Below are 25,442 nucleotides of genomic sequence, written 5' to 3'. Positions count from 1 at the left end.
CTCAGAACTCCCACCCGATCATCATCGAAACCACGGCTTCTTCGGCATCGTCGCGGAACGGTGTGTCAAAGACCGTGATCCCATGCGTGGCGCTGGTTTCAAGGTAGAGCGCATCGGTGAAGAATGTCCGCACCATCAGACCCGTCATGATACGGGTGGCATCGTCAAAGCTGAACTCGGAGTCGATCCAGTCGGCGTCCAGGAAACTTCCGACCACCCAGCGTCTGGAAAGATCGAACGGCGCGTCGAACTCGTGCTGCGCCTCCAGCCGGGCGCCGGTCGTCGAAATATCGACGAAATCCCAGTCCTCGCCACCGGCTGACAGTGTCATGCGAACGCGCGTGTCGCGAGACGGGCGGTAGACGACGCCGAATTCGAGGTCGTGGAACGTGTATTCGTCGCCGCTCTCGATCAGTTCCGCTTCGCCGTAGGACAGGTCGGCAAAGGTGGTCCATACCTCGTTGTGCGGGTTCTGGTACGCGACACCGACGATGAAGCGGTCTTCATCCTGGAACGATGCGTCCGGGAAACGGATCGCGCCAAGCTCGAAATAGGGTTGCAGGCGCGGGCCGTAGGTGTCGCCGGTCAGGCGGAACTCGGGTCCGGTGCGGATGCGCAACTCCTGGCGTGACAGGGCGGAGAAGAAGAAATCGTCGGCTTCGGGCTCGTAGGTCGCCAGCTCGGCCTCGGTCACCCATTGCGCCACGAAGGGGCCGCCGAGGTCCAGCCGCCAATCGAGGCTGGCGGTGCCGAAGAACCCTTCGTTGTCGCCGAAATCCTGGTCGTTCCACGCGTAGCCAAGCGCGACATGGCCCGACCATGTGCTCGGCTCATCCCGGGCGACGCTTTCCGCGCGGTAGCGCGCGACCTGCGCGCTTTGCGCGGGCGTCAGCGCCCCGCCAGCCTGCGCCGCGGCAAGGTGATATTCGGCAAGGTCGTAATTGCCGAGCGAGAAATACGCGATGCCCAGTTCCATGCGCGCCGCGGAGTTGGTTGGTTCGAGATCGACCAAGCGCTCCAGCGTGGCGACCGCGGCCTCGAACTCGCGCATCTCGACGGAAAGGCGCGCATAGTCCCGCATCAGGTCGCGGTTCGCCGGATCGGCCAGCATTTGTGCGAAGACAGCGTCGCGTTGCGCGGCGAGGCTGGTGGTCTGGGCCGTGGCCGGTGCAGACGTCAGCGCGATGGCAGCGGCGCAGGCCAGTGCGGCGACAGTTCCCCTGAGCGCGGCGGCCTTGGTGGGATTGGACATTCCGAGCCCCTTACCAATAACGAGATTAAATCAATTCCGGCAAGCTAGGCCCGCGCCGCTGCGCATTGCAACGCCGGGCTGGTCCGCCGGGGCAGCTTGGCGCGGCAATGCGGCATTGACGCAACGGTAGAGGGGGCAGCGCGGGCGCGCGGCTCAATCGCCGAGCTTGGCGTGCACCTCGTCGAGGTCGATCTCGGCCACGGGCATCTTGTTCGCGGGATTCTCGAAGTCGTATTTGAAAAGCTCGAAATCGCGTTTGTAGATCTCGTAGACGAGGTGCATCGACAGATCGTCGAAATACTCCTCGACCGGGTGGGCGCGTTTCGGCCCGTGGCCTTCGCTTTCGTTGAAGCGCGGCACGTCCTTGAGATCCACCGGATGCGCCATCTCGATATTGTCGAGCACGGTCTGCATGCCGTCGTTGAACTTCTCCGTCCAGAAAATGTGGTCGTACCTGCCGCCATTGGCCACGAAGGTGCCCACATGCCCCGACATGGCCGACCAGTGGATGTCCGGGTCCATCGGCTTGCGCCAGCGGATCGTGTCGCGGGCGAACAGAAGGAAGCGGCGGAAGCTTGCGATCTGGTCGAACTCGCCCTTGCCGTCGTCGCCGCCCACCTCGATCCCGTATTTCTGGATCAGGAGCGGCACGAGGTTGCCACGGTAGCGGCGGCCATTGCGCTGGATGCCGCAGATCTTGTCGAAAAAGGACGACAGGATGCGCGTGTAGGGATTGCGCACGCAGGTGAAGGCAAAGGACTCATGCGCCTTCACGTTCCGTGTGATGATCGGCTGGCTGTCGTCGAAGGCCCATTTGTGCATCCCCTCGGTGGCATCGTGGATGTCCCCGTCGAAGAATGCGCCGTTGTCCGTGAAATACATGATTTGCCCGATGGTCGAGCAGGCGCATTTGGGAACGACGCGATAGACGACGCTCTCGCTCGTTGTCATCCAGGTGCCCGGAAAACCCATTCTGTGTGCCTCGTGTCTTGTCGCTTTTGGGCGGGGTCGTTATCCCGCCAGGGATGCGTGCCTGAAAAAAGCAAAGAAGTCGTGTTTTATCAATCTTCGTCGGCTAGTAATGGCACAACAATAAGGAAAGTTTGAGGCTAACCGTTTCCGAAATGGCAAAAATCGCCTTCATTTTGCTTTGCCACAAGGACGCCCCGTCGATCATTCGTCAGGCCGAGCGGCTGACGGCCACGGGGGATTTCGTGTCGATCCACTTCGACGCGCGGGCCAAGGCCGAGGCGTTTGCGCAGATTACCGCGGCGCTGTCGGACAACAAGAACGTCACCTTCGCCAAGCGCATCAAGTGCGGCTGGGGGGAATGGAGCCTTGTGCAGGCCACGCTGAACGCGGTCGAGGCGGCGGTCGAGGCCTTTCCCCGCGCCAGCCATTTCTACATGCTGTCGGGCGATTGCGGGTCGGTGAAATCGGCGGCCTATGCCCATCGCTTTCTCGACGCGGCCGACCGCGACTACATCGAAAGCTTCGATTTTTTCAGTTCGGACTGGATCAAGACGGGGTTCAAGCGCGAGCGGCTCGTCTATCGGCACTGGTTCAACGAGCGCAGGCAGAAATGGCGCTTCTACACCATGTTCGAGATCCAGAAGCGACTGGGCCTCGAACGGCGCATCCCGCGCGACATCCAGGTGATGATCGGCAGCCAGTGGTGGTGCCTGCGCCGGCGCACGATCGAGGCGGTTCTGGAATTCTGCAAGGCCCGGCCCGACGTGGTGCGGTTCTTCCGCACGACCTGGATTCCCGATGAGACTTTCTTCCAGACCCTGGTGCGCCACCTCGTGCCCGAGCGCGAGATCGAGAGCCGCACGCTGACCTTCAAGATGTTCTCGGATTACGGCATGCCGGTCTCGTTCTACAACGACCAGTATGACCTGCTGGTCAGCCAGAACTACCTGTTTGCCCGCAAGATCAGCCCCGAGGCGACGCATCTGAAAGAGCGTCTCGGGATGTTGTGGGAATCGGGCCGCACGGATTTCGCAGTCAGCGACGAGGGGCCGAGGCTGCATGCCTTCCTGACCGGGCGCGGGCGGATCGGCCGTCGCTTTGGCACGCGGTTCTGGGAACGGGAAAGCACGCTCGGGCCGGACCGCGAGCTGGTGATGATCGTGTGCAAGAAATGGCACGTGGCCAAGCGCATGCTACATGCCGCCGAGGACCGTGTGGGGATCTCGGGGGTGGAGTACCTGTTCGACGAGGCCTCCTGCCCGGTGCCGCATCTGGGCGGGATCGAACGCACGCTGGAAAAGCGCAACCGCCACCGCCGCGCCCTGATGCGCATGCTTTTCGACTATTACGAGACGGACCGGCTGATGATCTGCCTCGACCCGGCGAATATCGACCTGATGCGCGATTTCATGACCGACCGGGCCTCGACGCGCTTGCTGGAGCTGCAATGCACCTTCGATGACCAGTACCTCGTGGGCCATGCGCGCCGCGTCGGCCTGGCCACCGACGACACGCCCTCGGACGTGATCCAGCGCATGCTGCCGACGCTGCGCCACGAGTTCCAATACGAATCCATCCGCATCCGCGAGGCCGAGTTCAGCGACCACTGGCGCGTGCGCGAGGACCGCGATGCCAAGGCGAATGCCGCCGTGTTGTCGGATGTATTCAACATAGATGCCGAGACCGGCCTTGCGCTGGCCGAAACCCCTTATCTCTTTGCCGACTGAAGGAGGCGCCCCGATGGCCTATGCCTATGACGATCAGAACATCTTTGCGAAAATCCTGCGTGGCGAGATCCCGAACGACACGGTGATGGAGACCGAGCACACGCTGGCCTTCAACGACATCGCCCCGCAGGCGCCGGTGCATGTGTTGGTGATTCCGAAAGGGGCCTATGTCACCTTCGATCATTTCTGTGCCGAGGCCTCGGAGGCGGAGATCGTGGATTTCCACCGCACCGTGGCGCGCATCTGCGCCGAGACGGGGATCTGCCCGGGAGACGGCGGCGACGGGTTCCGCGTGATTTCGAACGCGGGTGTCGACGGCGTGCAGGAGGTGCCGCATTACCACCTGCATATCCTGGCCGGTCGCCCGCTGGGACGGATGCTGGCCCGCGCAAGCTGAGGCCGCGCGCCCGTCAGGGAAAAGGAGCGGCTGACGCCGCGTTGTCCTTGCCTCGCCGTCCCTGGTCGGGACGGCTCAGGTTCCGGGGCGCTGCCCCGGACCCCGGAGTTTTTCAGCCAAGATGAAGGGGCCGTCAGGCGGCGCGGCTGGAGGTCAGGGCCACGAAGACATCTTCGAGGTCCGGATCCTCGGTGCGGATGTCGCGGATCGAGGCGCCGGTGGCGCGCAGCGCGTCGAGAATGGCGCCCGGTTTGGTGTCGGTCGTGCGGTAGGAGAAGGCCAGCGCGCCGTCGCGGCGGCGCTCCAGCGTGACGCCCTCGGGCAGGGCGATCTTGTCCGGGTCGCCCTCGGGCCAGATCAAGAGCGTCTTGCGGTCCATCCGGGCCAGCAGGTCTTCGGTCCGGTCGCGCGCGATCACTTCGCCGTGGTTGATGATGGCGATCTCGTCGCACATCTCCTCGGCTTCTTCGAGGTAATGGGTCGTCAGGATGATGGTCATGCCCGTCTCGTTGAGGCGGCGGACATTCTGCCAGAGCATCTGGCGCAGCTCGATATCGACGCCGGCGGTGGGTTCGTCGAGGACGAGGATCTGCGGCGCATGGACCAGCGCCTTGCCGAGGAGGAGCCGGCGGCGCATGCCGCCCGAGAGCGTGCGGGCATAGGCCTCGGCCTTGTCCTCGAGGCCGACGAGTTCCAGGATTTCGTCCGAGCGCCGCTCGGATTTCGGCACGCCGTAGAGGCCTGCCTGCACTTCGAGCGCGGCGCGCGGGGTGAAGAACGGGTCGAGGTTCAACTCTTGCGGCATGACCCCGATGGCGGCGCGCGACTGGCGCGGGTTCACGTCCTGGTCGAAGCCCCAGATCTTCACCGTGCCCGAGGATTTCAGAACCAGACCCGCCATGATGTTGATCAGCGTCGATTTTCCCGCCCCGTTCGGCCCCAGCAGGCCGAAGATGGACCCCGCGGGCACGTCGAGGTCGACGCCCTTGAGCGCGTCTTTCGCGGGCGCGCGGCCCGAGGCGGCGTAGGTCTTTTTCAGGCCGCGGATCTCGATGGCGTTCCGGGTTGGCGTGTCGGTCATGCGGTTGGTCCTTTCCGGGCCTTGTCGGGCCGCGTGCAAGCTGCGATACCGATTGGCGACTTAAGGCGCGGTCCCGCGTGGGACAAGCAGGAGGACGACCGAGCATGACCCCCAAAGCCCCCGAAACCGAGATCGTGAACGCCTGGCGCGTGTCCTGCGACGGCGGCGAAGGCGCGCTGGGACACCCGCGTGTCTGGCTGTCGCTGGATCGCGACGAGGGCTTTGTCGAGTGCGGCTATTGCGACAAGCTGTTCGTCCATGCCGATTTCGCCGACAAGGTGCTGGGCGAGGACGGGCAAAAGGCCTGACACCTTCCGGGGCGCTGGTCCTTCCCGGTTGCGGGGCGCGCCCTGACGTTTGGACACCGGGGCAAGAGGCGCGCGCGGAGGGATCATGGCATTCGGCAAGGGACATCACCTGCACCTGGTGGACGGGTCGGCCTTCATCTTTCGGGCCTATCACGCGCTGCCGCCGCTGACGCGGAAATCCGACGGGCTGCCCATCGGGGCGGTCTCGGGCTTTTGCAACATGATCCACAAGATGATCGAGGCCAATACCGGCCCCGATGCGCCGACCCATGCGGCGGTGATCTTCGACAAGGGCAGTCATACGTTTCGCAATGACCTCTATGACCAGTACAAGGCCAATCGCGACGCTATGCCCGAGGATCTGCGCCCGCAGATCCCGCTGACGCGCGAGGCGACGCGGGCCTTCAACCTCGCCTGTATCGAGTTGGAGGGGTTCGAGGCCGATGACATCATCGCCACGCTGGCCCGCCAGGCGCGCGAGGCGGGCGGACGCGTGACCATCATCTCGTCGGACAAGGACCTGATGCAGCTGGTCGGCGGCGGGGTCGAGATGTTCGACGCGATGAAGAACACCCGCATCGATGCCGAGGGGGTCGAGGCCAAGTTCGGCGTGGGCCCCGACCGTGTGATCGACGTGCAGGCCTTGGCCGGTGACAGCGTGGACAACATCCCCGGCGCGCCGGGGATCGGGATCAAGACCGCCGCGCTGTTGATCAATGAATACGGCGATCTGGAAACGCTTCTGGACAGCGCCGAGCAGATCAAGCAGCCCAAGCGCCGCCAGACCCTGATCGAGAAGCGCGACCAGATCGAGCTGTCGAAGAAACTCGTCACGCTGGATGACCAGGTGCCGCTGGACGAGACCCTCGACGATCTGGAGGTGCGCGAACCCGAGGCGGACAAGCTGTTGGAGTTCCTGTCGCAGATGGAGTTCCGCACGCTGACCCGCCGCATCGCCGAGGAGATGGGCGTCGAGCCGCCGACCATCCCCGACACCGATCCCGGCGGGGCGGCCTCGGGCGAGGAAGCCGAGAGCGCGCCCGAGTTTCCACCCATCAAGCCCGAGGACTACGAGATCGTCCGCGACGCCGGGGCGTTGCAGGAATGGATCGACGCCGCCCATGCGCGCGGCACGGTGGCGTTCGACACGGAAACGACCTCGCTCAACGAGATGCGGGCGGAGCTGGTGGGTGTCTCGCTGGCCGTGGAGCCGGGGAAGGCCTGCTACATCCCCTTGCAGCATCGCGGCGGCGGGGCGGGCGGGGACCTGTTCTCGGACGATGCGCTGGCCGAGGGGCAGATGGACCTCGACCAGGCGCTGGGGATGCTCAAGCCGCTGTTGGAAAACGACGCGGTGATGAAACTGGCGCAGAATGCCAAGTATGATGTCAAGGTGTTGGCGCGTTACGGCATCGACGTCGCGCCCATCGACGACACGATGCTGATGTCCTACGCGATGAACGCGGGGCTGCACGGGCACGGGATGGACACGCTGGCCGAGCGCTACCTGTCGCATCACTGCATCCCGATCAAGGATCTGATCGGCTCGGGGAAATCGGCCATCACCTTTGACCGGGTCGAGATCGACAAGGCCGCGCCCTATGCCGCCGAGGATGCGGACGTGACGCTGCGCCTTGGCCTGCTGTTCAAGCCGCAACTGCACCGCACGCACGTGACGACCGTGTACGAGACGCTGGAACGTCCGCTGGTGCCGGTTCTGGCGCGGATGGAACGGTCTGGCATCAAGGTGGACCGCGATACGCTGTCGCGCATGTCCAACGCGTTTTCGCAGAAGATGGCCGCGCTGGAGGATGAGATCCACGAGCTAGCGGGCGAACGGTTCAACGTCGGCTCACCCGCGCAACTGGGCGAGATCCTGTTCGAGAAGATGGGCCTCGAGGGCGGCAAGAAGGGCAAGACCGGCAAGTATTCCACCCCGGCCGATGTGTTGGAGGACCTGGCGACCGAGCATGACCTGCCCGCGCGGGTTCTGGACTGGCGGCAGCTGTCCAAGCTGAAATCGACCTATACCGACGCGTTGCAGGATCACATCAACCCCGAGACGGGGCGGGTGCATACCTCTTACTCGATCGCGGGGGCGAATACGGGGCGGCTGGCCTCGACCGATCCGAACCTGCAGAATATTCCCGTGCGCTCCGAGGAAGGGCGCCGCATCCGCGAGGCCTTTGTCGCCGAGCCGGGCAAGGTTCTGGTCTCGCTTGACTATTCGCAGATCGAGCTGCGGATTCTCGCCCATATCGCCGGGATCGACGCGCTGAAACAGGCCTTCCGCGAGGGGCAGGACATTCACGCCGCGACCGCGTCCGAGATGTTCGGCGTGCCGCTGGACGAGATGACGCCGGACGTGCGGCGGCAGGCCAAGGCGATCAATTTCGGCGTGATCTACGGGATCTCGGGCTTCGGCCTTGCGCGCAACCTGCGCATCCCGCGGGCCGAGGCGCAGGGCTTCATCGACCGGTATTTCGAACGCTTCCCCGGCATCAAGGACTACATGGACGCGACCAAGGGCTTCGCGAAGGAGCACAAGTTCGTGCAGACGCTCTTTGGCCGGAAGATCAACACGCCCGAGATCGGGGCCAAGGGGCCGACCGCCGGTTTTGCCGCGCGGGCCGCGATCAACGCGCCGATCCAGGGGACAGCGGCCGACATCATCCGCCGCGCCATGATCCGGATGGATGACGCCATCGCGGACCTGCCCGCGACCATGCTGCTGCAGGTGCATGACGAACTGATCTTCGAGGTGGACGAGGGGGCCGTGGACAGCCTGATCGACCGCGCCCGCGAGGTGATGGAAGGCGCGGCGCACCCGGCAGTCCATCTCGACGTGCCGCTGGTCGTCGATGCGGGGCAGGGGGCGAACTGGGCCGAGGCGCATTAACTTGCTATTAACCTTTTAGTGGAACCGTGCGTCTGAAAGAGGGAATTCAAGTGACCATCATATCGAAGATATTTGCTGCACTGATCTTTTTGGTGCTGACCTTTTTCGCTTTGTCTCCTCTCGGCGCGGGGATCGGCGAAGCACTGGGCGCAACAATCGCATTGGGCGGGGCTGCTCTTGTGGCCTTGATCGTGCTTCTTGCTCCCACCGGTCGGCGCGCCTGGGGGCGCGGTTTCCTTTTGGACGGCGCAGTGTTTATTGCGATGCCCTTGCTGGTCATTCCTCTCCTTGGGCGTGCGTATGGTGAGACTGTGCAGGGTATTGCCGTGGAGGCGTCCTCAACCGATGCCGCGGCTGCGTCCATCGGTGCTGGTATTGGGGTTGCGGCCGCGTTCGGCGCATTTTCCTTTATCGGTTTGATCCTCGGACTGATTTTTCTTGTGTTTGGTGCGGTGCTTGTTCTCGGCGGGCGTCGCGAAGTGATTGTCGTACAGCAGCCGCCGTCAAAGTGAGTGTTGGTCAGCGCTCAATTCTGAAGAATCGACCTAGCCACGATTCGCAAAGTCGAAGTGTAGTGCAAAGAGGCGGGTCATCCGGCGTTGTTCATTGGCGCTCTGACACAGTCCGATTTTCTGTTGGCGAGAGACCCGCTCCTACGGCACGTTAACGCAAGTGCTTCAAGTGGCCTTTACGCCTATTCTTGCGCCTTAGGTGGAACGACTCGTCACAACTCTGGCTACAGGCATGTAAGTATTGCGGGGGAAGAGCACTCAGCCCTGCTGCGGGCTGGTCGTCAGCAGCGCCACCAAGCGCCGTGCGATGGGGGCCACGATCAGGACGGCGGGAAAGGCGATGGACCAGGAGGTCAGCCAGGACCCGAACCAGATCGATGCGAAATCGGCCGGGAGGCCGACGGTGCGGAAGGTCGCGATGGCCGATACGATGGCCGACATCAGGCCGGACAGGATGAACGAGAACAGGATATGGGCATAGCGATGGGGGATCATCCGGGCTCCTTTGGTGCTCGGCTGCAAATGTGCGACCTGATTGGCCGCGTCAATCAGCGCGCCTGCACAGGGGCCTGTGCATGAGCCGCCCGCGTCCCCGTCCGCGCCGCCCGTCCGGGCCGACGCGCCTTGTCGCCTTCAACAAGCCGATGGACGTGCTGAGCCAGTTCACGGGGGACGGGCATTGGCCGGGCCTGTCGGCGCATCTGGATATGCCGGGGATGTACCCGGCGGGCCGGCTCGACCGTGACAGCGAGGGGCTGCTGCTCTTGACCAATGACGGCAAGTTGCAGGCGCGGATCACCTCGCCCAGATCCCGCACGCCCAAGACCTATTTCGCGATGGTCGAGGGTGTGCCGGACAACGCGGCGCTGGAGGCCCTGCGCGCGGGGGTCGAATTGAAGGACGGGCTGACCCGCCCCGCGCTGGTCGAGCAGGTGGCCGAGCCCGCTTGGCTCTGGCCGCGCGACCCGCCGGTGCGGTTCCGCAAGTCCGTGCCCGATGCGTGGCTGCGCCTGACCATCACCGAGGGAAAGAACCGGCAAGTGCGGCGCATGTGTGCGCATGTCGGCCTGCCGGTGCTGCGCCTGGTCCGCTGGTCGGTGGGCGACATCACGCTGGAGGGGCTGGCCCCCGGCGCATGGCGCGACGTGATGCCGGACAAGATCATGTAGAAGAATTAAAGAAGGGGCAGGCCTGGTGCGGCTCTGCCCCTTCCGGTCGCGTCCCTGTCTCCTCCGGCAGGGCCGCGTACCGTTGTATCCAAGATAGTAGATGGCCCCGGATCGGCCCTTACTGTCAACCCACGCGTGTGCAAATCAGCCCTGCATTTCGAATAATCTTGCACGGCCGGGCAGGGGCCTTACGCGCCGTCCATCTGGTCGTAGGCTTCCAGCGCCTTGGTGCCGTACATCAGCGACGGTCCGCCGCCCATCATGACGCAGACCGAAACGGTTTCCTCGATCTCGGACCGGCTGGCCCCGGCCTCTTTCGCGGCCTTGGTGTGAAAGCCGATGCAATCGACACATTGCTTGGCGATCCCGATGGCCAGCGCCATCAGTTCCTTGTGCTTGGTGTCGAGCGCGCCGGGTTTCAGCGTCGCCTCATGCAACGCGAAAAACCCGTTCGCGGCCTCTTGCTGCTTGCCGCAGTAATCCTCGATATGAACCTGGCCCTCGGCCACGACATCGTTCCAGTTCATGGGCCTGCACCCCCTCATGGTTCCGGGTTGGTCAGGAGGGGGCCAGCATGACCCCGCCCTCAGGCCAACATGACCATGGGGTTCTCGAGGTTGTCCACGATTTGTTGCAGCAATTCCGCCCCGAGCGCGCCGTCGATGACCCGGTGATCGACCGAGAGGGTCACGGACATGACGGTGGCCACGGCCAGTTCGCCATCCGCGCCCACGACGGGTTTCTTCACGCCGGCGCCGACGGCGAGGATCGCGCCATGCGGCGGGTTGATGACCGCGTCGAAATTGTCGACGCCGAACATGCCGAGGTTCGAGATCGCGAAGGAGCCTCCGACATATTCATGGGGCGCCAGCTTGCGGTCGCGGGCACGGGTGGCGAGATCCTTCATCTCGGCCGAAAGCGCCGAGAGCGACTTCATCTCGGCATCTTTCAGGACCGGGGTGAAGAGGCCGCCATCGACCGCCACGGCCACGGCGACATCCGAGGGCTTGAGCTTCAGCATCCGGTCACCGGCCCAAACGGCATTGGCCGCCGGAACGGCTTGCAGGGCCAGGGCACAGGCCTTGATGATGAAGTCGTTGACCGACAGCTTCACGCCGCGCGCTTCCAGCTGCTTGTTGAGCTGGCTGCGGAACTTGAGCAGCGCGTCGAGCTTGATGTCGCGGCGCAGGTAGAAATGCGGGATGGTCTGCTTGGCCTCGGTCAGGCGCGAGGCGACCGTGCGGCGCATCCCGTCGAGCTTGACCTCTTCGTAGTCGCGGCCCTCGTACATCTTGATGACCTGCGCGGCATCGGGGCCGGTGGGCATCGCCGCAGCGGCGGGTTTCGATGCAGCAGCAGGGGCCTCGGACGCGGCGGCTTGCGCCGGGGCAGGGGCGGCGCCGGGTTGGGCGTTTTCCACATCGGCCTTGACGATACGCCCACGCGGGCCGGAGCCCTTGATCTGGGCGAGGTCGAGCCCCTTGTCGGCGGCGATGCGGCGTGCCAGCGGCGAGGCGAAGATGCGGGTTCCGTCGCCGCCCGTGGGCGCGGCGGGCGCCGGGGTGGCGGCGGCTGCGGCAGCAGCAGCGGGGGCGGCGGGCGCGTCGGAGCCGCCGGTGGCGGCCGCCTCCTTGCCCGCGTCAGACGCCTGTGGCGCTGACGACGCGGCGGCATCGGCATCGCCAATGTCGTCGGCGCTTTCACCTTCTTCTAGAAGAACGGCGATGGGGCTGTTGACCTTCACCCCTTCGCTGCCTTCGGCGACGAGGATCTTGCCAATGGTGCCTTCGTCCACGGCCTCGAATTCCATCGTGGCCTTGTCGGTTTCGATCTCGGCCAGGATATCGCCGGCGGACACGGTGTCCCCCTCTTTCACCAGCCATTTGGCGAGCGTGCCTTCCTCCATCGTGGGGGAGAGGGCGGGCATCAGGATCTCTGTAGGCATGTCCGGCTCTCCTCAGCGATAGGTCACGGCGCGCACGGCCTCGATCACCTCGGGGACCGAGGTCAGGGCGTGCTTTTCGAGGTTCGCGGCATAGGGCATCGGCACGTCCTTGCCCGTGCAGTTCAGAACCGGCGCATCGAGGTAGTCGAAGGCGTTCTGCATCACATAGGCCGCGATATGGTTGCCGATGGAGCAGACCGGGAAGCCCTCTTCGACGGTGACGCAGCGGTTGGTCTTCATCACCGAGGCGATGACCGTGTCATAGTCGATGGGGCGCAGGGTGCGCAGGTTGATCACCTCGGCCTCGATGCCGTCCTTGGCCAGTTGGTCGGCGGCTTCGAGCGCATAGGTCATGCCGATGCCGAAGCTGACGATGGTTACGTCGGACCCCTCGCGCCAGATGCGTGCCTTGCCGAAGGGAATGGTCAGGTCATCGACCTGCGGCACGTCGAAGGAGCGTCCGTACAGGATCTCGTTTTCGAGGAAGATGACCGGGTTGGGGTCGCGGATCGCGGTTTTCAGCAGCCCCTTGGCGTCGGCGGCAGAATAGGGCTGCACCACCTTGAGGCCGGGAATGTGCGAATACCACGCGGCGTAATCCTGGCTGTGCTGGGCTCCGACGCGCGCCGCGGCGCCGTTGGGGCCGCGGAACACCATGGGCGCGCCCATCTGCCCGCCGGACATGTAGAGCGTCTTGGCCGCCGAGTTGATGATCTGGTCGATCGCCTGCATGGCGAAGTTGAAGGTCATGAACTCGACGATGGGACGCAGACCGCCAAAGGCCGCGCCGACGCCGAGACCGGCAAAGCCATGCTCGGTGATCGGCGTGTCGATGACGCGCTTGGACCCGAACTCGTCCAGCAGGCCCTGCGTCACCTTGTAGGCGCCCTGGTACTCGGCCACTTCCTCGCCCATGACGAAGACGGTGTCGTCGCGGCGCATCTCTTCGGCCATGGCGTCGCGCAGCGCCTCGCGCACGGTCTGCTTTTTCATCTCGGCATCTGCCGGCCAGTCGGGGCTGGTGTCGGCCATGGGCGCGGCAGCCTGCGCCGGGGTCGCGGGCGACGAGGCGGCCTGCTTGCCTTCCTCACCTTCCAGCGCGGTGGGCACGGCGGTGCTCTGGGCCGGGGCGGCAGAAGCGTCGCTGATATCCTCACCCTCTTCGCCGATGATGGCGATGGCGGTGTTGACCTTCACGCCCTCGGTCCCCTCTGGGACGAGGATCTTGCCGATCACGCCTTCGTCCACGGCCTCGAATTCCATCGTGGCCTTGTCGGTTTCGATTTCCGCAAGGATGTCACCGGCGGAAACGGTATCGCCCTCTTTCACCAGCCATTTGGCGAGCGTGCCTTCCTCCATGGTCGGCGACAGCGCGGGCATCAGGATTTCGGTTGCCATCTTTTTGTTCTCCCCCGCTCAGGCGTTCTGCGGCGCCGCGTCGGCGTAGATGTCGGTCCAAAGCTCCTCGAGCGCGGGCTCGGGGCTTTCTTTCGAGAATTCGGCGGATTCGTTGACGATCTCCTTGATCTCCTTGTCGATCGCCTTGAGGTCGTCTTCGGTTGCGTGATCGCCCTGCAAGAGAAGCTGGCGCACATGCTCGATGGCGTCGCGCTTCTCGCGCATTTCCTGCACCTCCTCGCGGGTCCGGTACTTGGCCGGGTCCGACATGGAGTGGCCGCGGTAGCGGTAGGTCTTCACTTCGAGGATGTAGGGGCCCTTGCCCGCGCGGCAGTGGGCGACGGCCTTTTCGCCGGCGGCCTTCACGGCCAGCACGTCCATGCCATCGACTTCCTCGCCCTGGATGCCGTAGGCCTCGCCCCGCTTCCAGAGGTTGGGGGATTTCGACGCACGGGCGGTCGAGGTGCCCATGGCGTACTGGTTGTTCTCGATCACGAAGATGACCGGCAGGTCCCAAAGCTCGGCCATGTTGTAGGTCTCGGCCACCTGGCCCTGGTTGGCCGCGCCGTCGCCGAAATAGGCGAAGGTCACGCGGTCATTGCCCTTATACATGTCCGAAAAGGCGAGGCCGGCGCCGATCGGCACCTGTGCGCCGACGATGCCGTGGCCGCCGTAGAAATGCTTCTCTTTCGAGAACATGTGCATCGAGCCGCCCTTGCCCTTGGAATAGCCGCCCTCGCGGCCCGTCAACTCGGCCATGACCCCCTTGGGGTCCATGCCGCAGGCCAGCATGTGACCGTGGTCGCGATAGGAGGTGACGCGCTTGTCGCCGTCCTCTGCCGCGGCCTCAAGCCCGACGACGACGGCCTCCTGTCCGATATAGAGGTGGCAGAAGCCCCCGATCAGGCCCATGCCGTAAAGCTGGCCGGCCTTTTCCTCGAATCGCCGGATCAGCAGCATTTCGCGGTAATAGGTCTTGAGCTCATCGGCCGAGACATTGGGTTTGGACGTTGATTTTGCGGCTGTTTTCCGGGTCGCCATGGGCCTCGGCTCCTCCCTCTGGGCGGGAATAGTTTAACGTTGAACTATCCTTAGCAAAGGCCGCGCGCGATTGCACCCCCCATGGTGACGCAACGGTGTGAAAGCGGTGCAGGGCCGCCATGCGCCGCGCGAATGACGCAAAGTCAGGCGCGGGGCCGGACGGTCAGGGCAGGATCAACTCGTCGGGCCGGGCGTAGCCCAGAACGGCGCGGACACGCTCGTCCAGAAGGTCGAGATCGAGGTAATCGTCCGACAGCCGCCGGGTCAGGATTTCCATCCGCTCGGTTTCGGCCTCCAGCCGGGCAAACTCCAGCGACAGGCGGTCCACCTCGGCCTCGATCTGGATACGGCGAAACAGCCCGTGGTTCCCCTGCACCGCGGTGAAGGTGAAATACGCCCCCACGATCAGAAGCGCGGGCAGGATCAGCCCGGTGGGTGAGATGGAACGCAGCATCGGATTCTTTCTGCCTCGGATGGCCGCCTCTGTCGGGTGGCTCGGGGCAGAGACTCGCACATTCCGAATCAAATGGGAATCCCCCCTGACGCGGCCGTGGTCGCGCGGCTATCCTGAGGCGGCAAGGGGAGAACGCGCATGGGCCCAAGGACCGACCTGACCGGACATGATGTGACGAACCAGCCGCCGGCGCGCGGCGACCGCGACCTGTGGGCGGACGACCCGGTGCTGCGCGATCACATGGGAGAGGAGGCCACGCCCGCCGCCCATGGCGCGGCCCTCGGTCGGGGGGAGGTGGCGGAGTGGGGGCGGCGCGCGAACCGGCACCTGCCGGAGCTGGTGCAGTTCGATGCGGGCGGGCGGCGGCTGGACGAGGTGCGGTTCTCGGAAAGCTACCATCACCTGATGTCGCTTGGCCTGACGGCGGGATATGCAGGCGGTCCGTGGACCGGGGGCAGCCACTTGGCCCATGCCGCGATGGTCTACCTGCACAGCCAGGTGGAGCCCGGCACCTGCTGCCCCATGACGATGACCTACGCCGCCGTGCCCGCCCTGGCCGAGGGCGCGCCGGGCCTGGCCTGCGACTGGGTGCCCAAGCTGACCGCCGCCGCCTATGACCCGTCGGTCGCGCCGCTGTCGCGGAAACGGGCCGCGACGCTGGGCATGGCGATGACCGAGAAACAGGGCGGATCGGACGTGCGGGCCAACGCCACGCGCGCCGCGCCCGCCGACGGGGCCTATCGCCTGACCGGGCATAAGTGGTTCTGTTCCGCGCCCATGTCGGACGGCTTCCTGATGCTGGCGCAGGCGCCCGGGGGCCTGTCCTGTTTCCTCGTGCCGCGCTGGCTGGAGGATGGCACGCGGAACCCCATCCACCTGATGCGGCTGAAGGACAAGCTGGGCAACAGGGCCAATGCCTCCGCCGAGATCGAGTTGCACGGCGCGTGGGCGCAGCTTGTGGGCGAGGAGGGGCGCGGCGTGCCGGCGATCATCCGCATGGTGCATCACACGCGGCTGGATACCGCGATGGCGCCCGCCGGGTTGATGCGTGCGGCGCTCGATCACCTGCATCACTGGGTCAGCCATCGCAGCGCCTTTCAGCGGCGGCTGATCGACCAGCCCCTGATGCGGAGCCTTCTGGCCGACCTGGTCCTGGATTGGGAGGGGGCGACGGCGCTGGGCCTGCATGTTGCCCGCGCCTTCGACGATCCGGCGCGTGCCGGGTTCGCGCGGATCGGCGTGGCGCTCGCGAAATTCCTCAACAACAAGCTGGCGATCCGCGTCATCGCCGAGGCGATGGAGGGGCTGGGCGGCATGGGCTATGTCGAGGACACGCCGCTGCCGATGCTCTACCGCGAGGCGCCGTTGAACGGGATCTGGGAAGGGTCGGGCAATGTCATCTGCCTCGACATCCTGCGCACGCTGGCCCGCGACGCGGGCGCGGGCGCGGCGCTGAGGGCCGAATTGAAGGCCGCGACCGGGGCCGATGCCCGCTATGACGCGGCGCTGTCCGCCCATGCCGCGCGCTGGCCCGGTCTGCCCGAGGAAGGCGAGGCGCGGGTCTTCGCCGAACGGCTCGCGCTGCTGCTGACGGCCGCGGTCCTGATCCGCCATGCGCCGCATCCCGTGGCCGACGCCTTTGTCGCCAGCCGCCTCGACCACAGCCGCGGCCATGTCGCGGGCAGCCTGCCGGGGATCGACCCGGTGCCCCTGATCGCCCGGCTGGGAGGTGGTGACTGAGCGGTCAATTCGCCCCCTTGCAGCCTGTCAGGCAATCCTTACGTCTGAGGCAGACGACAGTCGCGATCTCGCAAAAGGAGAGTTTTCATGCCCCGCAACCAATCCAGCATCGCCTCCCTGCAACAGGCGCTTTCGATGGAACTCACCGCCTCGCAGCAATACCTGCTGCATGCGCATGTGCTCGAGGATTGGGGCCTCGACAAGCTGGCGGCGAAGATGCGCGAGGAGATGCATGAAGAGCTGGGCCATGCCGGCAAGTTCATCGAGCGGATCATCTACCTTGGCGGGACGCCCCGCGTCGTGCCCGCGGCCGAGCCGGTGAAGGCCAACAGCCTGAAAGAGATGTTCGAGGCCGACCGCAAGGACGAGGAAGAGGCGATCGAGTTCTACTCGAAATCCGCGAAAGAGGCGTTCGAGGCGAACGATATCGGCAGCCGGATGCTGTTCGAGTCCATCGTCATGGACGAGGAAGGGCATTGGGGCTGGCTGGACCAGCAACTCGACCTGCTGGAGCGGATGGGCGAGCCGACCTTCATCCAGACCTATTTCTCGGGCGACGCCGAGGGCTGACACGCCGTGACCGAGTGCAGAAAGGCCGGGGCATGCCCCGGCCTTTTTCGTTGCGCGCAGGCGTCGCCTCAGGTGATCGAGGCGGCGTGGATCGCGTCGATGGCGTCGGACAGGGCGGCGTTGAACTCCTCGTCGGACTGCTGCGCCGAGAGGCCTTCGGTCAGGGCGCGGCTGAAGCTGGCGATCATGCCGGTGTTCTCGGCCAGTTTCGCATTCGCCTCGTCACGGGCATAGCCGCCCGACAGCGCCACGACGCGCAGCACCTTGGGATGTGCGATCAGCGGGGCGTAGAGGTTGGCCCGGGTCGGCAGGGTCAGCTTCAGCATCACCTGCTGGCCGTCCGGCACGCTGTCGAGGTTCTTCTGGATCTCGGCCAGCAGGATCTCCTCGGCGGCCTCCTTGTCGGGGATCGAGATCGTCACCTCGGGTTCGATGATCGGCACCAGGCCCTTGGCCAGCACCTCGGCGCCCAGCTTGAACTGCTGCGCCACCACGTCGGCGATGCCCTTGGCGTTGGCCGCATCGATGACCGAGCGTTCCTTGGTGCCGAAGATGCCGGCGGCGACGGCGCGGTCGAGCAGCGCGTCAAGGCCGGGGATGGGCTTCATCCGGCGCACGCCATCGGCCTCGTCCTCCAGCCCCTTGTCGATCTTGAGGAAGGGGACGACGCCGCGCTCTTTCCACAGATAGGTGGCCGAGGGCATGCCGCCGATCTCGCGATCCATCGTCATCTCGAACAGGATCGCGCCGATGACCTTCTCGCCGTTGAAGGCAGGGGCCGTCGCGATCCGCGCGCGCATCTCGTGGATCAGGTCGAACATCTCGTCTTCCGAGGCATAGGCGTCTTCCTCGATGCCATAGAGCCGCAGCGCCTTGGGGGTGGAGCCGCCCGACTGGTCAAGCGCGGCGATGAAGCCCTGACCGGTTTTCATCTGTTCTTTCATCGCGTCGCTGGCCATCTGTCATGCACTCCTTGGTCGTTGATAAGGGATCGACCCCGGGTCTAAGCCGGGGCCGATGGCCTGTAAATCATGGTGGCGCAAACATGCGCCGGATTTGTCATTCGACGCGGTATCGGCCTGCCAGATCGCCCTCGATCCACGCGGAGAGCGCGATGGCCTCGATGTCGGAGGAAAGCGCGGCCCAGGCGGCCCGCACCTCGGGGCCGCGGGCCTCGAACCGGCCGGTGATCTCGGTCAGAAGCTGCGGCGCGCCGACATCGCCCGCCGCCTCGGCCAGGATCGCCAGCAGGTAGGCGTTGGCGTAGTTGCGGGGCCGGTCCATGCCGGTGAAGAAGGCAACCGACAGATCCCGCAGGGCGCGCGGGTCGCCCCCCTCGGGCAGGTTCGCGGCCAGCGTCTCGGCGGTCCAGCCATTGCCCTCCTGCAGGTCCAGCACCTCGGGCGTGGTCAACCGCGCCTCCAGCCCGTCGAGCAGGCTGACGACGCCGGGCGCGCCCGAGGCCTGAAGGGCCAGCGCGTAGGCCTGCACCGGGTCGCGGTCGGCCATGGCGCGGGCTGACAGCAAGGTCGCCTCCGCATAGGCCGGGTCGCCGGATGCCACCAGCGGCGCCAGCACGTCCAGCGCACGGGAGGGCGCGCGCGGCACGCCTTCGCCGGACAGCAGCGCCGCCCCCAGCGTCAGGCGCTCCTCGTCGCTCAGGTCCTCGGCCCCCAGCCGGGACAGAAGGGCCGTGTCGATCAGGGCGGACCGGGCGGACGGCGCACTGCGCGCGTCGAGCGCAAGCAGCGAGATCAGCCGCGCGGGTTTTGCATAGGCCTCGGGCTCGATGGTCAGCCCGCCCGCCGGCAATTCCGCCTCCAGCGTGAGTTCACCCGGGTCCTGCATGAACCGCGCAACCTCGGCCATCAGGTCATCGACGAAGTCGCGTTCCGCCGCGCCGATGGCCTGGGTTCCGCCCTCGGTCAGCAGGTCGATCAGACCCTCGGTGCCCAGTTGCACCACCGCGTCGGGCTGGCGCAGGGCAGGGGGCATGATCGCGCCCGCCGCGTCCCAGCCGCCGCGATCCTGGAAGCTCAGCACGGCGCGGGTCAGCCGGATGGCCGGGTCATCGGGCATCCCGTCCTCGCCGGGGCGGGGCAGGATGGTGCCCGCCGCCGACAGGTCGAGCACGCCGACGCCGTTCAGCGCCATGGTCGCGTCGATCAGCATTTCGCCCGTCGGTGTGACGTATTCGACGTCCACGCCGACCCGGTCGAAGGCCATTTGGCCAAGCCCCATCGTGCGCAGGGGCATCGCCGTGTCGCTTGGCAGGCAGGCCAGCGTCGCCGCCGCCCCGACCGCGCCGATGCGCGCCGCCGAGATGTCGCTGACGGCCGCAAAGGGGCTGGCCGAGATCGTCACCCGGTCCAGCGTGATCTCGCAGAGCCGCGCGCGGTCATAGGGCAGGTGCGGGCGCAGCGTGACGCCCGACAGGCTGACCTGTCCGCGCAGGATGTCGGTCGAGAGGTGCTGGTATTCCACCTCCATCTGGGTGCGCAGCGCGGCGATGCCGAAATTGGCCAGGATCCCCGCCAGCCGGTCGGGGGCGAGGATTTCCGCGAAACCGGGGCGCGGGTCGCCCTCTTGCGCGAAGGCGGGCAGGGGCAGCGCGAGCCCGGCCGCGATCAACGCGGCGCGGGGCAGGGATCGACATACGGACAACATGAATGGGGCCTCCCTTGGACCAGGACCGGCCCCAGCGTAGCGCGATTCGGGGATGCGTCTGCCTTAACCTTGCTCAAGCGCGGCGACGCCCGGAAGCGTCTTGCCCTCCATCCATTCGAGGAAGGCCCCGCCCGCGGTCGAGATATAGGTAAAGCGTTCCGCCGCGCCAGATTTGTTCAGCGCCGCGACCGTGTCGCCCCCGCCCGCGACCGACACCAGTTCGCCCGCCTCGGTGCGCGCAGCAGCATGGGCCGCGGCGGCGTTGGTGGCGGCGTCGAACGGCGCGATCTCGAAGGCGCCGAGCGGGCCGTTCCAGATCAGCGTCTCGGCCCGGTCGATGGCGCCAAGGATACGCTCCACGCTATCGGGCCCGGCATCGAGGATCATGCAATCGGACGGAACGGCGGTGTCGGCGACGACGGTGTTGGGCGCATGGGCGCGGAATTCCTCGGCCACGACGACGTCGGAGGGCAGGTAGATCTCGCAGCCGGTGTCCTGCGCCTTGGCCATGATCTCGCGCGCGGTCTCTGCGAGGTCGTGTTCACACAGCGATTTGCCCACGTCGAGGCCTTGCGCCGCGAGGAAGGTATTGGCCATGCCGCCGCCGATCACCAGCATGTCGACCTTGGAGATGAGGTTGGCCAGAAGGTCGAGCTTGGTCGAAACCTTGGCCCCGCCGACAACGGCCAGAACGGGCCGCTTCGGCGCGCCGAGGGCGGCCTCCAGCGCCTTCAACTCGGCCTCCATCAACCGGCCCGCGCAGGAGGGCAGCAGATGCGCGACCCCCTCGGTCGAAGCATGCGCCCGGTGCGCCGCCGAGAAGGCGTCGTTGCAATAGACGTCGCCCAGGGAGGCGAGGAATTTCGCCATCCCCGGATCGTTCTTTTCTTCGCCCGGCGCGAAGCGGGTGTTCTCGATCAGCGCGATCGCCCCCTCGGGCAGCGACTCGAGCGCGCCGCGCGTCGGCCTCTCGATGAAACTGACGGGGTGGCCGAACGCCTTTTCCAGCGCGGGCACCAGCGGGCGCAGCGACATCTCGGGCACCACCGTGCCCTTGGGGCGGCCGAAATGGGCCAGCAGCACGGGGCTGCCACCTGCCGCGAGGATGTCGTGGACGGTGGGCACGATCCGCTCGATCCGCGTGGCATCCGTCACCTCGCCGTTCTCGACCGGCACGTTGATATCCACCCGGGTCAGCACGATGCGGCCCGCAAGTTCCATGTCGTCGAGGGTTTTCCAGCTCATCAAGATCGTCTCCGGTTTGGCGTTGCCGGTGTGATAGCGCGACTTGCTCCGAAGGTCAGGCAGGTTTGCGCTATCACGCAAGGAAAAACGCGCGCCCCGGTGGGCGGGACGCGCGTCTTCAAGGTCGGGTCGCGAGGGCTCAGAGGTACTTGCCCATTTCCACGGCGGTGTCCGCCATGCGGTTCGAGAAGCCCCATTCGTTGTCATACCAGGTCAGGATGCGGCACATGTTGCCGTCCATCACCTTGGTCTGGTCGGTGGCGAAGATCGACGAATGCGGGTCGTGGTTGAAGTCCATCGACACCAGCTTCATGTCCGTCACGCCGAGAATGCCCTTCAGCGGGCCTTCGGCGGCGGCGTGGATGGCGCGGTTGATCTCCTCGATGGAGGTGTCGCGCGCCGCCTCGAAGGTCAGGTCGACGACCGAGACGTTGGGCGTGGGCACACGGATCGCCACGCCGTCCAGCTTGCCGTCCAACTCGGGCAGGACAAGGCCCACGGCCTTGGCGGCCCCGGTCGAGGTCGGGATCATCGACATGGCGGCGGCGCGGGCGCGGTAGAGATCCTTGTGCATCGTGTCCAGCGTCGGCTGATCGCCCGTGTAGCTGTGGATCGTGGTCATGAAGCCGCGCTTGAGGCCGATGGCGTTGTGCAGCACATGCGCCACCGGCGCGAGGCAATTGGTGGTGCAGGACGCGTTCGACACGATCAGGTCGTCGGCGCTCAGCACGTCATGGTTCACGCCGTAAACGATGGTCTTGTCCGCGCCCTTGGACGGGGCCGAGACAAGCACCCGGCTGGCCCCGTTTTCAAGATGCACGCTGGCCTTGTCCTTGTCGGTGAAGATGCCGGTGCATTCCATGACGATATCGACATGGGACCAGGGCAGCTCTGCGGGGTTGCGGATCGCCGTCACCTCGATCGGGCCGCGGCCCACGTCGATGGAGGTTTCCGTCGTCGTCACCTCGGCCGGAAAACGGCCATGCACGCTGTCGAAGCGCAGCAGGTGGGCATTTGTCTCGACCGGGCCGAGATCGTTGATCGCCACAACCTCGATATCGGTGCGTCCCGACTCGATGATCGCCCGCAAGACATTGCGCCCAATGCGTCCGAAGCCGTTGATGGCCACTTTGACTGCCATGATATCCTCCGATCTGTGTTGGCGGGCGGATGCGCCGCCGTGACGTGAGTGCGACCCGGTGCCGGATCGCGATGTTACAGCTAACGGCTGGGACCAGTGCGCGGGGCGCGGTGAAACCACCCTATCGCCAAAAGGCCGCCCATCGCAGGAGTTCCAGCACCCGTTGGGCGACCATGAACAGGATGCGCCCCTCGTTGAAGAGCGCGTCCGCGCCCGCTGCCGCAAGGATGGCGATCGCAAGATACAGCGCCACCTTGTCGGTCATGTTCTGTCATCTCCAACCGTGTGTCAGCGCGTTTCGCCGAGACCCTGCCACGCTGCCCGAAAGGGGCCAAGCCCTATTCCGCAATTCGTGGCCCATGTCACGCACCAATCGATGAACTCGCCGTTCATGCGCGGATAGTCGAACCGCACGATGTTGGACGGCGGGGGCGGCGGCGCGGCCCCGGTCCCGCTGGCGCGCAGGACCGCGCGGGGCAGGGTGAGGGGTGTCATCGATCAATCCTCCCTATGAACCGGGTCCCTTCCGGCTCGGGAATTGCCGCAGATGCAACGACATGACGCCTTGATCGTCTAAAATATATCGAAACGCGAAGGTTTCATGCGAAACGGAATGCCTGCGGCGCGTGGAGAAGCCTTTGGCCAAAGAAAAACGGCCCGCGCTGGGCGCAGGCCGTTCGGGAATGTCAGCGGGCAGCCGGCTCAGTGCAGCAGGCGGCCCATCGCGGCGGAGACATCGGCCATCCGTGCCGAGAAGCCCCATTCGTTGTCATACCAGGCCAGCACGCGCACGGTGCGCCCGCCAACAACCTTGGTCTGGTCCGGTGCGAAGATCGAGGAATGCGTCGTGTGGTTGAAGTCGATCGAGACCTTGGGCTCGGGATCGAAGGCCAGAATGCTGCCCATGTGGCCGTTGGCGGCCTCGCGGACGATCTCGTTCACGTCCTCGACCGTGACGTCCTTGCCCGCCTCGAAGGTCAGGTCGACGGCGGACACGTTCGGCGTGGGCACGCGCAGGGCCGTGCCGTCGAGGCGGCCTTCCATTTCGGGCAGCACCTCTTTCAGGGCCTTCGCGGCACCGGTCGAGGTGGGGATCATCGCCATGGCTGCTGCGCGCGCGCGGTAGAGGTCGTTGTGACGGCGGTCCAGCGTGGGCTGGTCGCCCGTGTAGCTGTGGATCGTCGTCATGATGCCGCGTTCGATGCCGATGGCGTCATTGAGCACCTTGGCAAGGGGCGCGAGGCAGTTCGTGGTGCAGGACCCGTTCGACACGACATGGTGCGTGTCCAGAAGCTCGCGGTGGTTCACGCCGTAGACGATGGTCTTGTCCGCGTTCTTGGCGGGCGCGGAGACCAGCACGCGCTTGGCGCCGCGACCCAGGTGGACGGCGGCGGCGTCGCGGTCGTTGAACTTTCCCGTGCATTCGAGGACCACGTCGCAGCCCTCCCAATCGAGTTCCTGCGGGTCATAGGTCGAGAAAACCTGCATCGGCCCGCGCCCAAGGTCCATCGTGTCGCCCGAGACGCGCACCTCGCCGGGGAAGCGGCCATGCACGCTGTCGTATTTCAGCAGGTGGGCGTTGGTTTCGATCGGGCCGGTGGCGTTGATCTTGACCACTTGCACATCGTTGCGCGCCGCCTCGGTGATATGGGCCAGTGTGCAGCGCCCGATGCGTCCGAAACCGTTGATGCCGAGAGTGATGGTCATTGTTCGCGCGCGCCTCTTGGTAGGGAATCCAATGGGGTTCGAAGGTGGCATACAAGCGCATGCCAAATGGGGGAAGGCAGAAAAATCCATTTTATGCAGCTTGTTAGCGTAAACATCGGGGGTTTGCGCTAACACTCCGGCCGGTTTCGCATGGGCATTGCCGGAACCGCAGCGGATCGGGCCGGGTTGTCAGGGCAAGGCGGGCCGCTATGCTCCGCCCTCGGAACGACCCATGGAGAGGCGGAATGAGCGGACTTCTGGCGCTGCTGGACGATGTGGCGGCGATTGCCAAGGTGGCGGCGACCTCCATCGACGATGTGATCGGACAGGCCGCCAAGGCCGGGACCAAGGCCGCGGGCGCCGTGATCGACGATGCCGCCGTGACCCCGAAATACGTTCACGGCTTCGAGGCCAAGCGCGAATTGCCGATCGTGTGGAAAATCGCGCGCGGGTCGATCTTCAACAAGCTGGTGATCCTGCTGCCGCTGGCGTTGCTGCTGTCGGCCTTTGCGCCCTGGGCGATCCCGCCGCTTCTGATGCTGGGGGGCGCGTATCTGTGCTACGAGGGCGCCGAAAAGATCTGGCACATCCTGTCGCCCAAACACCATGACGTGGACGAGTTGGTGGAGAAGAAGGTCGCGGCCGACGCCGCCCATCTCGAAGAGGAGAAGGTGAAGGGCGCGATCAAGACCGACTTCATCCTGTCGGCCGAGATCATGACCATCATCCTGTCGGCGCTGGAGGTCGACAATATCTGGTTCCGCGCCGCCGCCCTTGGCGTGGCCGGGGTGGGGATCACGGTCGCGGTCTACGGCTCGGTCGCGATCATCGTGAAGGCCGATGACGTGGGGCTTCACATGGCCTCCGAAGGGCGCACCGGGTTCGGGCGCGCCATCGGGCGCGGGATCGTGCGCGGCATGCCGGGCTTCCTGAAGCTGCTGACGACCGTGGGCACCGCCGCGATGCTGTGGGTCGGCGGATCGATCCTCGTGCATGGCGCAGCGCAAATGGGCTGGCACGCGCCCGAGCATCTGATCGACGAGGCCGCGCATCTGGCCGAGGGCGCGGGCGGTTTCGCCATGTGGGCGGTCAAGGCCGTGATCGACGGCATCCTGGGCCTGGCGCTTGGGCTGCTGCTGATCCCCGTGGTGGCCTACGTCCTTGCGCCGATCCTTCGGACCGTTGGCCTTGGCGGCGACAAGGAAACCGCCCATTGA

The 25,442-nt window shown here is 65.7% G+C and carries 25 protein-coding genes; 9 read left to right on the top strand and 16 right to left on the bottom strand.

Annotated features, from left to right (window positions below):
• Position 1: 1 nt before the first annotated feature.
• Both ABD923_RS15670 and ABD923_RS15665 read right to left on the bottom strand, forming a co-directional pair.
• Positions 2-1,252 carry a tetratricopeptide repeat protein gene (locus tag ABD923_RS15670; RefSeq protein WP_259552419.1) on the bottom strand — a complete coding sequence of 417 codons (1,251 nt, stop codon included), beginning with the start codon at positions 1,250-1,252 and terminating at the stop codon, positions 2-4.
• Between the two features lie 153 nt (positions 1,253-1,405).
• Positions 1,406-2,224: a sulfotransferase family protein gene (locus ABD923_RS15665; protein ID WP_259552421.1), complete on the bottom strand. Its 819-nt coding sequence runs from the start codon at positions 2,222-2,224 to the stop codon at positions 1,406-1,408.
• A gap of 152 nt (positions 2,225-2,376) precedes the next feature.
• On the opposite strand from ABD923_RS15665, the gene ABD923_RS15660 reads away from it, so the two are divergent.
• Complete coding sequence (locus ABD923_RS15660; protein WP_259552429.1) at positions 2,377-3,951, top strand: beta-1,6-N-acetylglucosaminyltransferase; 1,575 nt, start codon at positions 2,377-2,379, stop codon at positions 3,949-3,951.
• 13 nt (positions 3,952-3,964) lie between these two features.
• Positions 3,965-4,348 (top strand): histidine triad nucleotide-binding protein, encoded by a 384-nt coding sequence (locus ABD923_RS15655; RefSeq protein WP_259552438.1) that lies wholly within the window; start codon positions 3,965-3,967, stop codon positions 4,346-4,348.
• A 133-nt stretch (positions 4,349-4,481) separates the two neighbouring features.
• Here ABD923_RS15655 and ABD923_RS15650 read toward each other — a convergent pair whose 3' ends face one another.
• The gene (locus ABD923_RS15650) at positions 4,482-5,429 is read right to left on the bottom strand and encodes an ABC transporter ATP-binding protein (RefSeq protein WP_259552440.1); all 948 of its coding nucleotides are present in this window, start codon (positions 5,427-5,429) and stop codon (positions 4,482-4,484) included.
• Positions 5,430-5,533: 104 nt separating this feature from the next.
• On the opposite strand from ABD923_RS15650, the gene ABD923_RS15645 reads away from it, so the two are divergent.
• The 3 genes from ABD923_RS15645 to ABD923_RS15635 all read left to right on the top strand — a co-directional run bounded on the left by ABD923_RS15645 (position 5,534) and on the right by ABD923_RS15635 (position 9,148).
• Positions 5,534-5,737, top strand: a complete 204-nt coding sequence (locus tag ABD923_RS15645; RefSeq protein WP_222186964.1) for a zinc-finger domain-containing protein — start codon at positions 5,534-5,536, stop codon at positions 5,735-5,737.
• Positions 5,738-5,822: 85 nt separating this feature from the next.
• Entirely contained in the window at positions 5,823-8,636 is a 2,814-nt protein-coding gene (gene polA, locus ABD923_RS15640; protein WP_259552442.1) for a DNA polymerase I, read from the top strand.
• 26 nt (positions 8,637-8,662) lie between these two features.
• Positions 8,663-9,148 (top strand): hypothetical protein, encoded by a 486-nt coding sequence (locus ABD923_RS15635; RefSeq protein WP_259552443.1) that lies wholly within the window; start codon positions 8,663-8,665, stop codon positions 9,146-9,148.
• 258 nt (positions 9,149-9,406) lie between these two features.
• Here the strand turns inward: ABD923_RS15635 and ABD923_RS15630 are convergent, their stop codons facing one another.
• Positions 9,407-9,643, bottom strand: a complete 237-nt coding sequence (locus ABD923_RS15630) for a DUF2798 domain-containing protein (RefSeq protein ID WP_259552445.1) — start codon at positions 9,641-9,643, stop codon at positions 9,407-9,409.
• A gap of 80 nt (positions 9,644-9,723) precedes the next feature.
• Between ABD923_RS15630 and ABD923_RS15625 the strand changes: the two genes are divergently transcribed.
• Complete coding sequence (locus tag ABD923_RS15625; RefSeq protein WP_259552452.1) at positions 9,724-10,317, top strand: pseudouridine synthase; 594 nt, start codon at positions 9,724-9,726, stop codon at positions 10,315-10,317.
• 188 nt (positions 10,318-10,505) lie between these two features.
• Here the strand turns inward: ABD923_RS15625 and ABD923_RS15620 are convergent, their stop codons facing one another.
• From ABD923_RS15620 to ABD923_RS15600, 5 genes are all read right to left on the bottom strand, one after another.
• Positions 10,506-10,844: a carboxymuconolactone decarboxylase family protein gene (locus ABD923_RS15620; protein ID WP_259552453.1), complete on the bottom strand. Its 339-nt coding sequence runs from the start codon at positions 10,842-10,844 to the stop codon at positions 10,506-10,508.
• Positions 10,845-10,903: 59 nt separating this feature from the next.
• Positions 10,904-12,262, bottom strand: a complete 1,359-nt coding sequence (locus ABD923_RS15615) for a pyruvate dehydrogenase complex dihydrolipoamide acetyltransferase (RefSeq protein WP_259552455.1) — start codon at positions 12,260-12,262, stop codon at positions 10,904-10,906.
• Between the two features lie 12 nt (positions 12,263-12,274).
• A complete protein-coding gene (locus ABD923_RS15610; RefSeq protein ID WP_259552465.1) occupies positions 12,275-13,660 on the bottom strand; it encodes a pyruvate dehydrogenase complex E1 component subunit beta in 1,386 nt (461 codons plus the stop codon).
• A gap of 18 nt (positions 13,661-13,678) precedes the next feature.
• Positions 13,679-14,701, bottom strand: coding sequence for a pyruvate dehydrogenase (acetyl-transferring) E1 component subunit alpha (pdhA, locus tag ABD923_RS15605; protein WP_222186971.1), 1,023 nt, complete (start codon positions 14,699-14,701; stop codon positions 13,679-13,681).
• A gap of 163 nt (positions 14,702-14,864) precedes the next feature.
• Positions 14,865-15,155, bottom strand: coding sequence for an FtsB family cell division protein (locus ABD923_RS15600; protein ID WP_259552471.1), 291 nt, complete (start codon positions 15,153-15,155; stop codon positions 14,865-14,867).
• 138 nt (positions 15,156-15,293) lie between these two features.
• Between ABD923_RS15600 and ABD923_RS15595 the strand changes: the two genes are divergently transcribed.
• Together ABD923_RS15595 and ABD923_RS15590 are read left to right on the top strand one after the other, a co-directional pair.
• Positions 15,294-16,895: an acyl-CoA dehydrogenase family protein gene (locus ABD923_RS15595; protein WP_259552480.1), complete on the top strand. Its 1,602-nt coding sequence runs from the start codon at positions 15,294-15,296 to the stop codon at positions 16,893-16,895.
• A gap of 87 nt (positions 16,896-16,982) precedes the next feature.
• Positions 16,983-17,465 (top strand): bacterioferritin, encoded by a 483-nt coding sequence (locus ABD923_RS15590; RefSeq protein ID WP_259552485.1) that lies wholly within the window; start codon positions 16,983-16,985, stop codon positions 17,463-17,465.
• Positions 17,466-17,533: 68 nt separating this feature from the next.
• Here ABD923_RS15590 and ABD923_RS15585 read toward each other — a convergent pair whose 3' ends face one another.
• The 7 genes from ABD923_RS15585 to gap (ABD923_RS15555) all read right to left on the bottom strand — a co-directional run bounded on the left by ABD923_RS15585 (position 17,534) and on the right by gap (ABD923_RS15555) (position 24,225).
• Positions 17,534-18,424, bottom strand: coding sequence for a fructose bisphosphate aldolase (locus tag ABD923_RS15585; RefSeq protein ID WP_259552491.1), 891 nt, complete (start codon positions 18,422-18,424; stop codon positions 17,534-17,536).
• 100 nt (positions 18,425-18,524) lie between these two features.
• Complete coding sequence (locus tag ABD923_RS15580) at positions 18,525-20,132, bottom strand: hypothetical protein (RefSeq protein WP_259552493.1); 1,608 nt, start codon at positions 20,130-20,132, stop codon at positions 18,525-18,527.
• A gap of 63 nt (positions 20,133-20,195) precedes the next feature.
• A complete protein-coding gene (locus ABD923_RS15575) occupies positions 20,196-21,377 on the bottom strand; it encodes a phosphoglycerate kinase (protein WP_259552495.1) in 1,182 nt (393 codons plus the stop codon).
• 139 nt (positions 21,378-21,516) lie between these two features.
• Entirely contained in the window at positions 21,517-22,518 is a 1,002-nt protein-coding gene (gene gap, locus ABD923_RS15570; protein WP_259552500.1) for a type I glyceraldehyde-3-phosphate dehydrogenase, read from the bottom strand.
• Between the two features lie 121 nt (positions 22,519-22,639).
• Entirely contained in the window at positions 22,640-22,783 is a 144-nt protein-coding gene (locus ABD923_RS15565) for a hypothetical protein (RefSeq protein ID WP_222186978.1), read from the bottom strand.
• Positions 22,784-22,806: 23 nt separating this feature from the next.
• Positions 22,807-23,013, bottom strand: coding sequence for a hypothetical protein (locus tag ABD923_RS15560; RefSeq protein ID WP_259552502.1), 207 nt, complete (start codon positions 23,011-23,013; stop codon positions 22,807-22,809).
• A 207-nt stretch (positions 23,014-23,220) separates the two neighbouring features.
• Positions 23,221-24,225, bottom strand: coding sequence for a type I glyceraldehyde-3-phosphate dehydrogenase (gap, locus tag ABD923_RS15555; protein ID WP_259552518.1), 1,005 nt, complete (start codon positions 24,223-24,225; stop codon positions 23,221-23,223).
• Between the two features lie 245 nt (positions 24,226-24,470).
• Between gap (ABD923_RS15555) and ABD923_RS15550 the strand changes: the two genes are divergently transcribed.
• Entirely contained in the window at positions 24,471-25,442 is a 972-nt protein-coding gene (locus tag ABD923_RS15550) for a DUF808 domain-containing protein (RefSeq protein WP_259552521.1), read from the top strand.

This window comes from [Roseibacterium] beibuensis, from assembly GCF_039542305.1.
Classification (GTDB): domain Bacteria; phylum Pseudomonadota; class Alphaproteobacteria; order Rhodobacterales; family Rhodobacteraceae; genus Roseibacterium; species Roseibacterium beibuensis.
The sequence above is the reverse complement of the archived record's forward strand: the minus strand, read 5'-3'. Positions and strand labels throughout refer to the sequence as shown.

What these genes read in the sequence shown, in the direction of transcription:
- ABD923_RS15600 (WP_259552471.1), bottom strand. Translation starts at nt 15,155, where the DNA reads ATGCTGCGTTCCATCTCACCCACCGGGCTGATCCTGCCCGCGCTTCTG.
- ABD923_RS15660 (WP_259552429.1), top strand. Translation starts at nt 2,377, where the DNA reads ATGGCAAAAATCGCCTTCATTTTGCTTTGCCACAAGGACGCCCCGTCG.
- gap (WP_259552518.1), bottom strand. Translation starts at nt 24,225, where the DNA reads ATGACCATCACTCTCGGCATCAACGGTTTCGGACGCATCGGGCGCTGC.
- ABD923_RS15650 (WP_259552440.1), bottom strand. Translation starts at nt 5,429, where the DNA reads ATGACCGACACGCCAACCCGGAACGCCATCGAGATCCGCGGCCTGAAA.
- ABD923_RS15610 (WP_259552465.1), bottom strand. Translation starts at nt 13,660, where the DNA reads ATGGCAACCGAAATCCTGATGCCCGCGCTGTCGCCGACCATGGAGGAA.
- ABD923_RS15575 (WP_259552495.1), bottom strand. Translation starts at nt 21,377, where the DNA reads ATGAGCTGGAAAACCCTCGACGACATGGAACTTGCGGGCCGCATCGTG.
- ABD923_RS15565 (WP_222186978.1), bottom strand. Translation starts at nt 22,783, where the DNA reads ATGACCGACAAGGTGGCGCTGTATCTTGCGATCGCCATCCTTGCGGCA.
- ABD923_RS15645 (WP_222186964.1), top strand. Translation starts at nt 5,534, where the DNA reads ATGACCCCCAAAGCCCCCGAAACCGAGATCGTGAACGCCTGGCGCGTG.
- ABD923_RS15620 (WP_259552453.1), bottom strand. Translation starts at nt 10,844, where the DNA reads ATGAACTGGAACGATGTCGTGGCCGAGGGCCAGGTTCATATCGAGGAT.
- ABD923_RS15595 (WP_259552480.1), top strand. Translation starts at nt 15,294, where the DNA reads ATGGGCCCAAGGACCGACCTGACCGGACATGATGTGACGAACCAGCCG.
- ABD923_RS15630 (WP_259552445.1), bottom strand. Translation starts at nt 9,643, where the DNA reads ATGATCCCCCATCGCTATGCCCATATCCTGTTCTCGTTCATCCTGTCC.
- ABD923_RS15560 (WP_259552502.1), bottom strand. Translation starts at nt 23,013, where the DNA reads ATGACACCCCTCACCCTGCCCCGCGCGGTCCTGCGCGCCAGCGGGACC.
- gap (WP_259552500.1), bottom strand. Translation starts at nt 22,518, where the DNA reads ATGGCAGTCAAAGTGGCCATCAACGGCTTCGGACGCATTGGGCGCAAT.
- ABD923_RS15665 (WP_259552421.1), bottom strand. Translation starts at nt 2,224, where the DNA reads ATGGGTTTTCCGGGCACCTGGATGACAACGAGCGAGAGCGTCGTCTAT.
- ABD923_RS15670 (WP_259552419.1), bottom strand. Translation starts at nt 1,252, where the DNA reads ATGTCCAATCCCACCAAGGCCGCCGCGCTCAGGGGAACTGTCGCCGCA.
- ABD923_RS15550 (WP_259552521.1), top strand. Translation starts at nt 24,471, where the DNA reads ATGAGCGGACTTCTGGCGCTGCTGGACGATGTGGCGGCGATTGCCAAG.
- ABD923_RS15580 (WP_259552493.1), bottom strand. Translation starts at nt 20,132, where the DNA reads ATGTTGTCCGTATGTCGATCCCTGCCCCGCGCCGCGTTGATCGCGGCC.
- polA (WP_259552442.1), top strand. Translation starts at nt 5,823, where the DNA reads ATGGCATTCGGCAAGGGACATCACCTGCACCTGGTGGACGGGTCGGCC.
- ABD923_RS15585 (WP_259552491.1), bottom strand. Translation starts at nt 18,424, where the DNA reads ATGGCCAGCGACGCGATGAAAGAACAGATGAAAACCGGTCAGGGCTTC.
- ABD923_RS15655 (WP_259552438.1), top strand. Translation starts at nt 3,965, where the DNA reads ATGGCCTATGCCTATGACGATCAGAACATCTTTGCGAAAATCCTGCGT.
- ABD923_RS15615 (WP_259552455.1), bottom strand. Translation starts at nt 12,262, where the DNA reads ATGCCTACAGAGATCCTGATGCCCGCCCTCTCCCCCACGATGGAGGAA.
- ABD923_RS15625 (WP_259552452.1), top strand. Translation starts at nt 9,724, where the DNA reads ATGAGCCGCCCGCGTCCCCGTCCGCGCCGCCCGTCCGGGCCGACGCGC.
- ABD923_RS15590 (WP_259552485.1), top strand. Translation starts at nt 16,983, where the DNA reads ATGCCCCGCAACCAATCCAGCATCGCCTCCCTGCAACAGGCGCTTTCG.
- pdhA (WP_222186971.1), bottom strand. Translation starts at nt 14,701, where the DNA reads ATGGCGACCCGGAAAACAGCCGCAAAATCAACGTCCAAACCCAATGTC.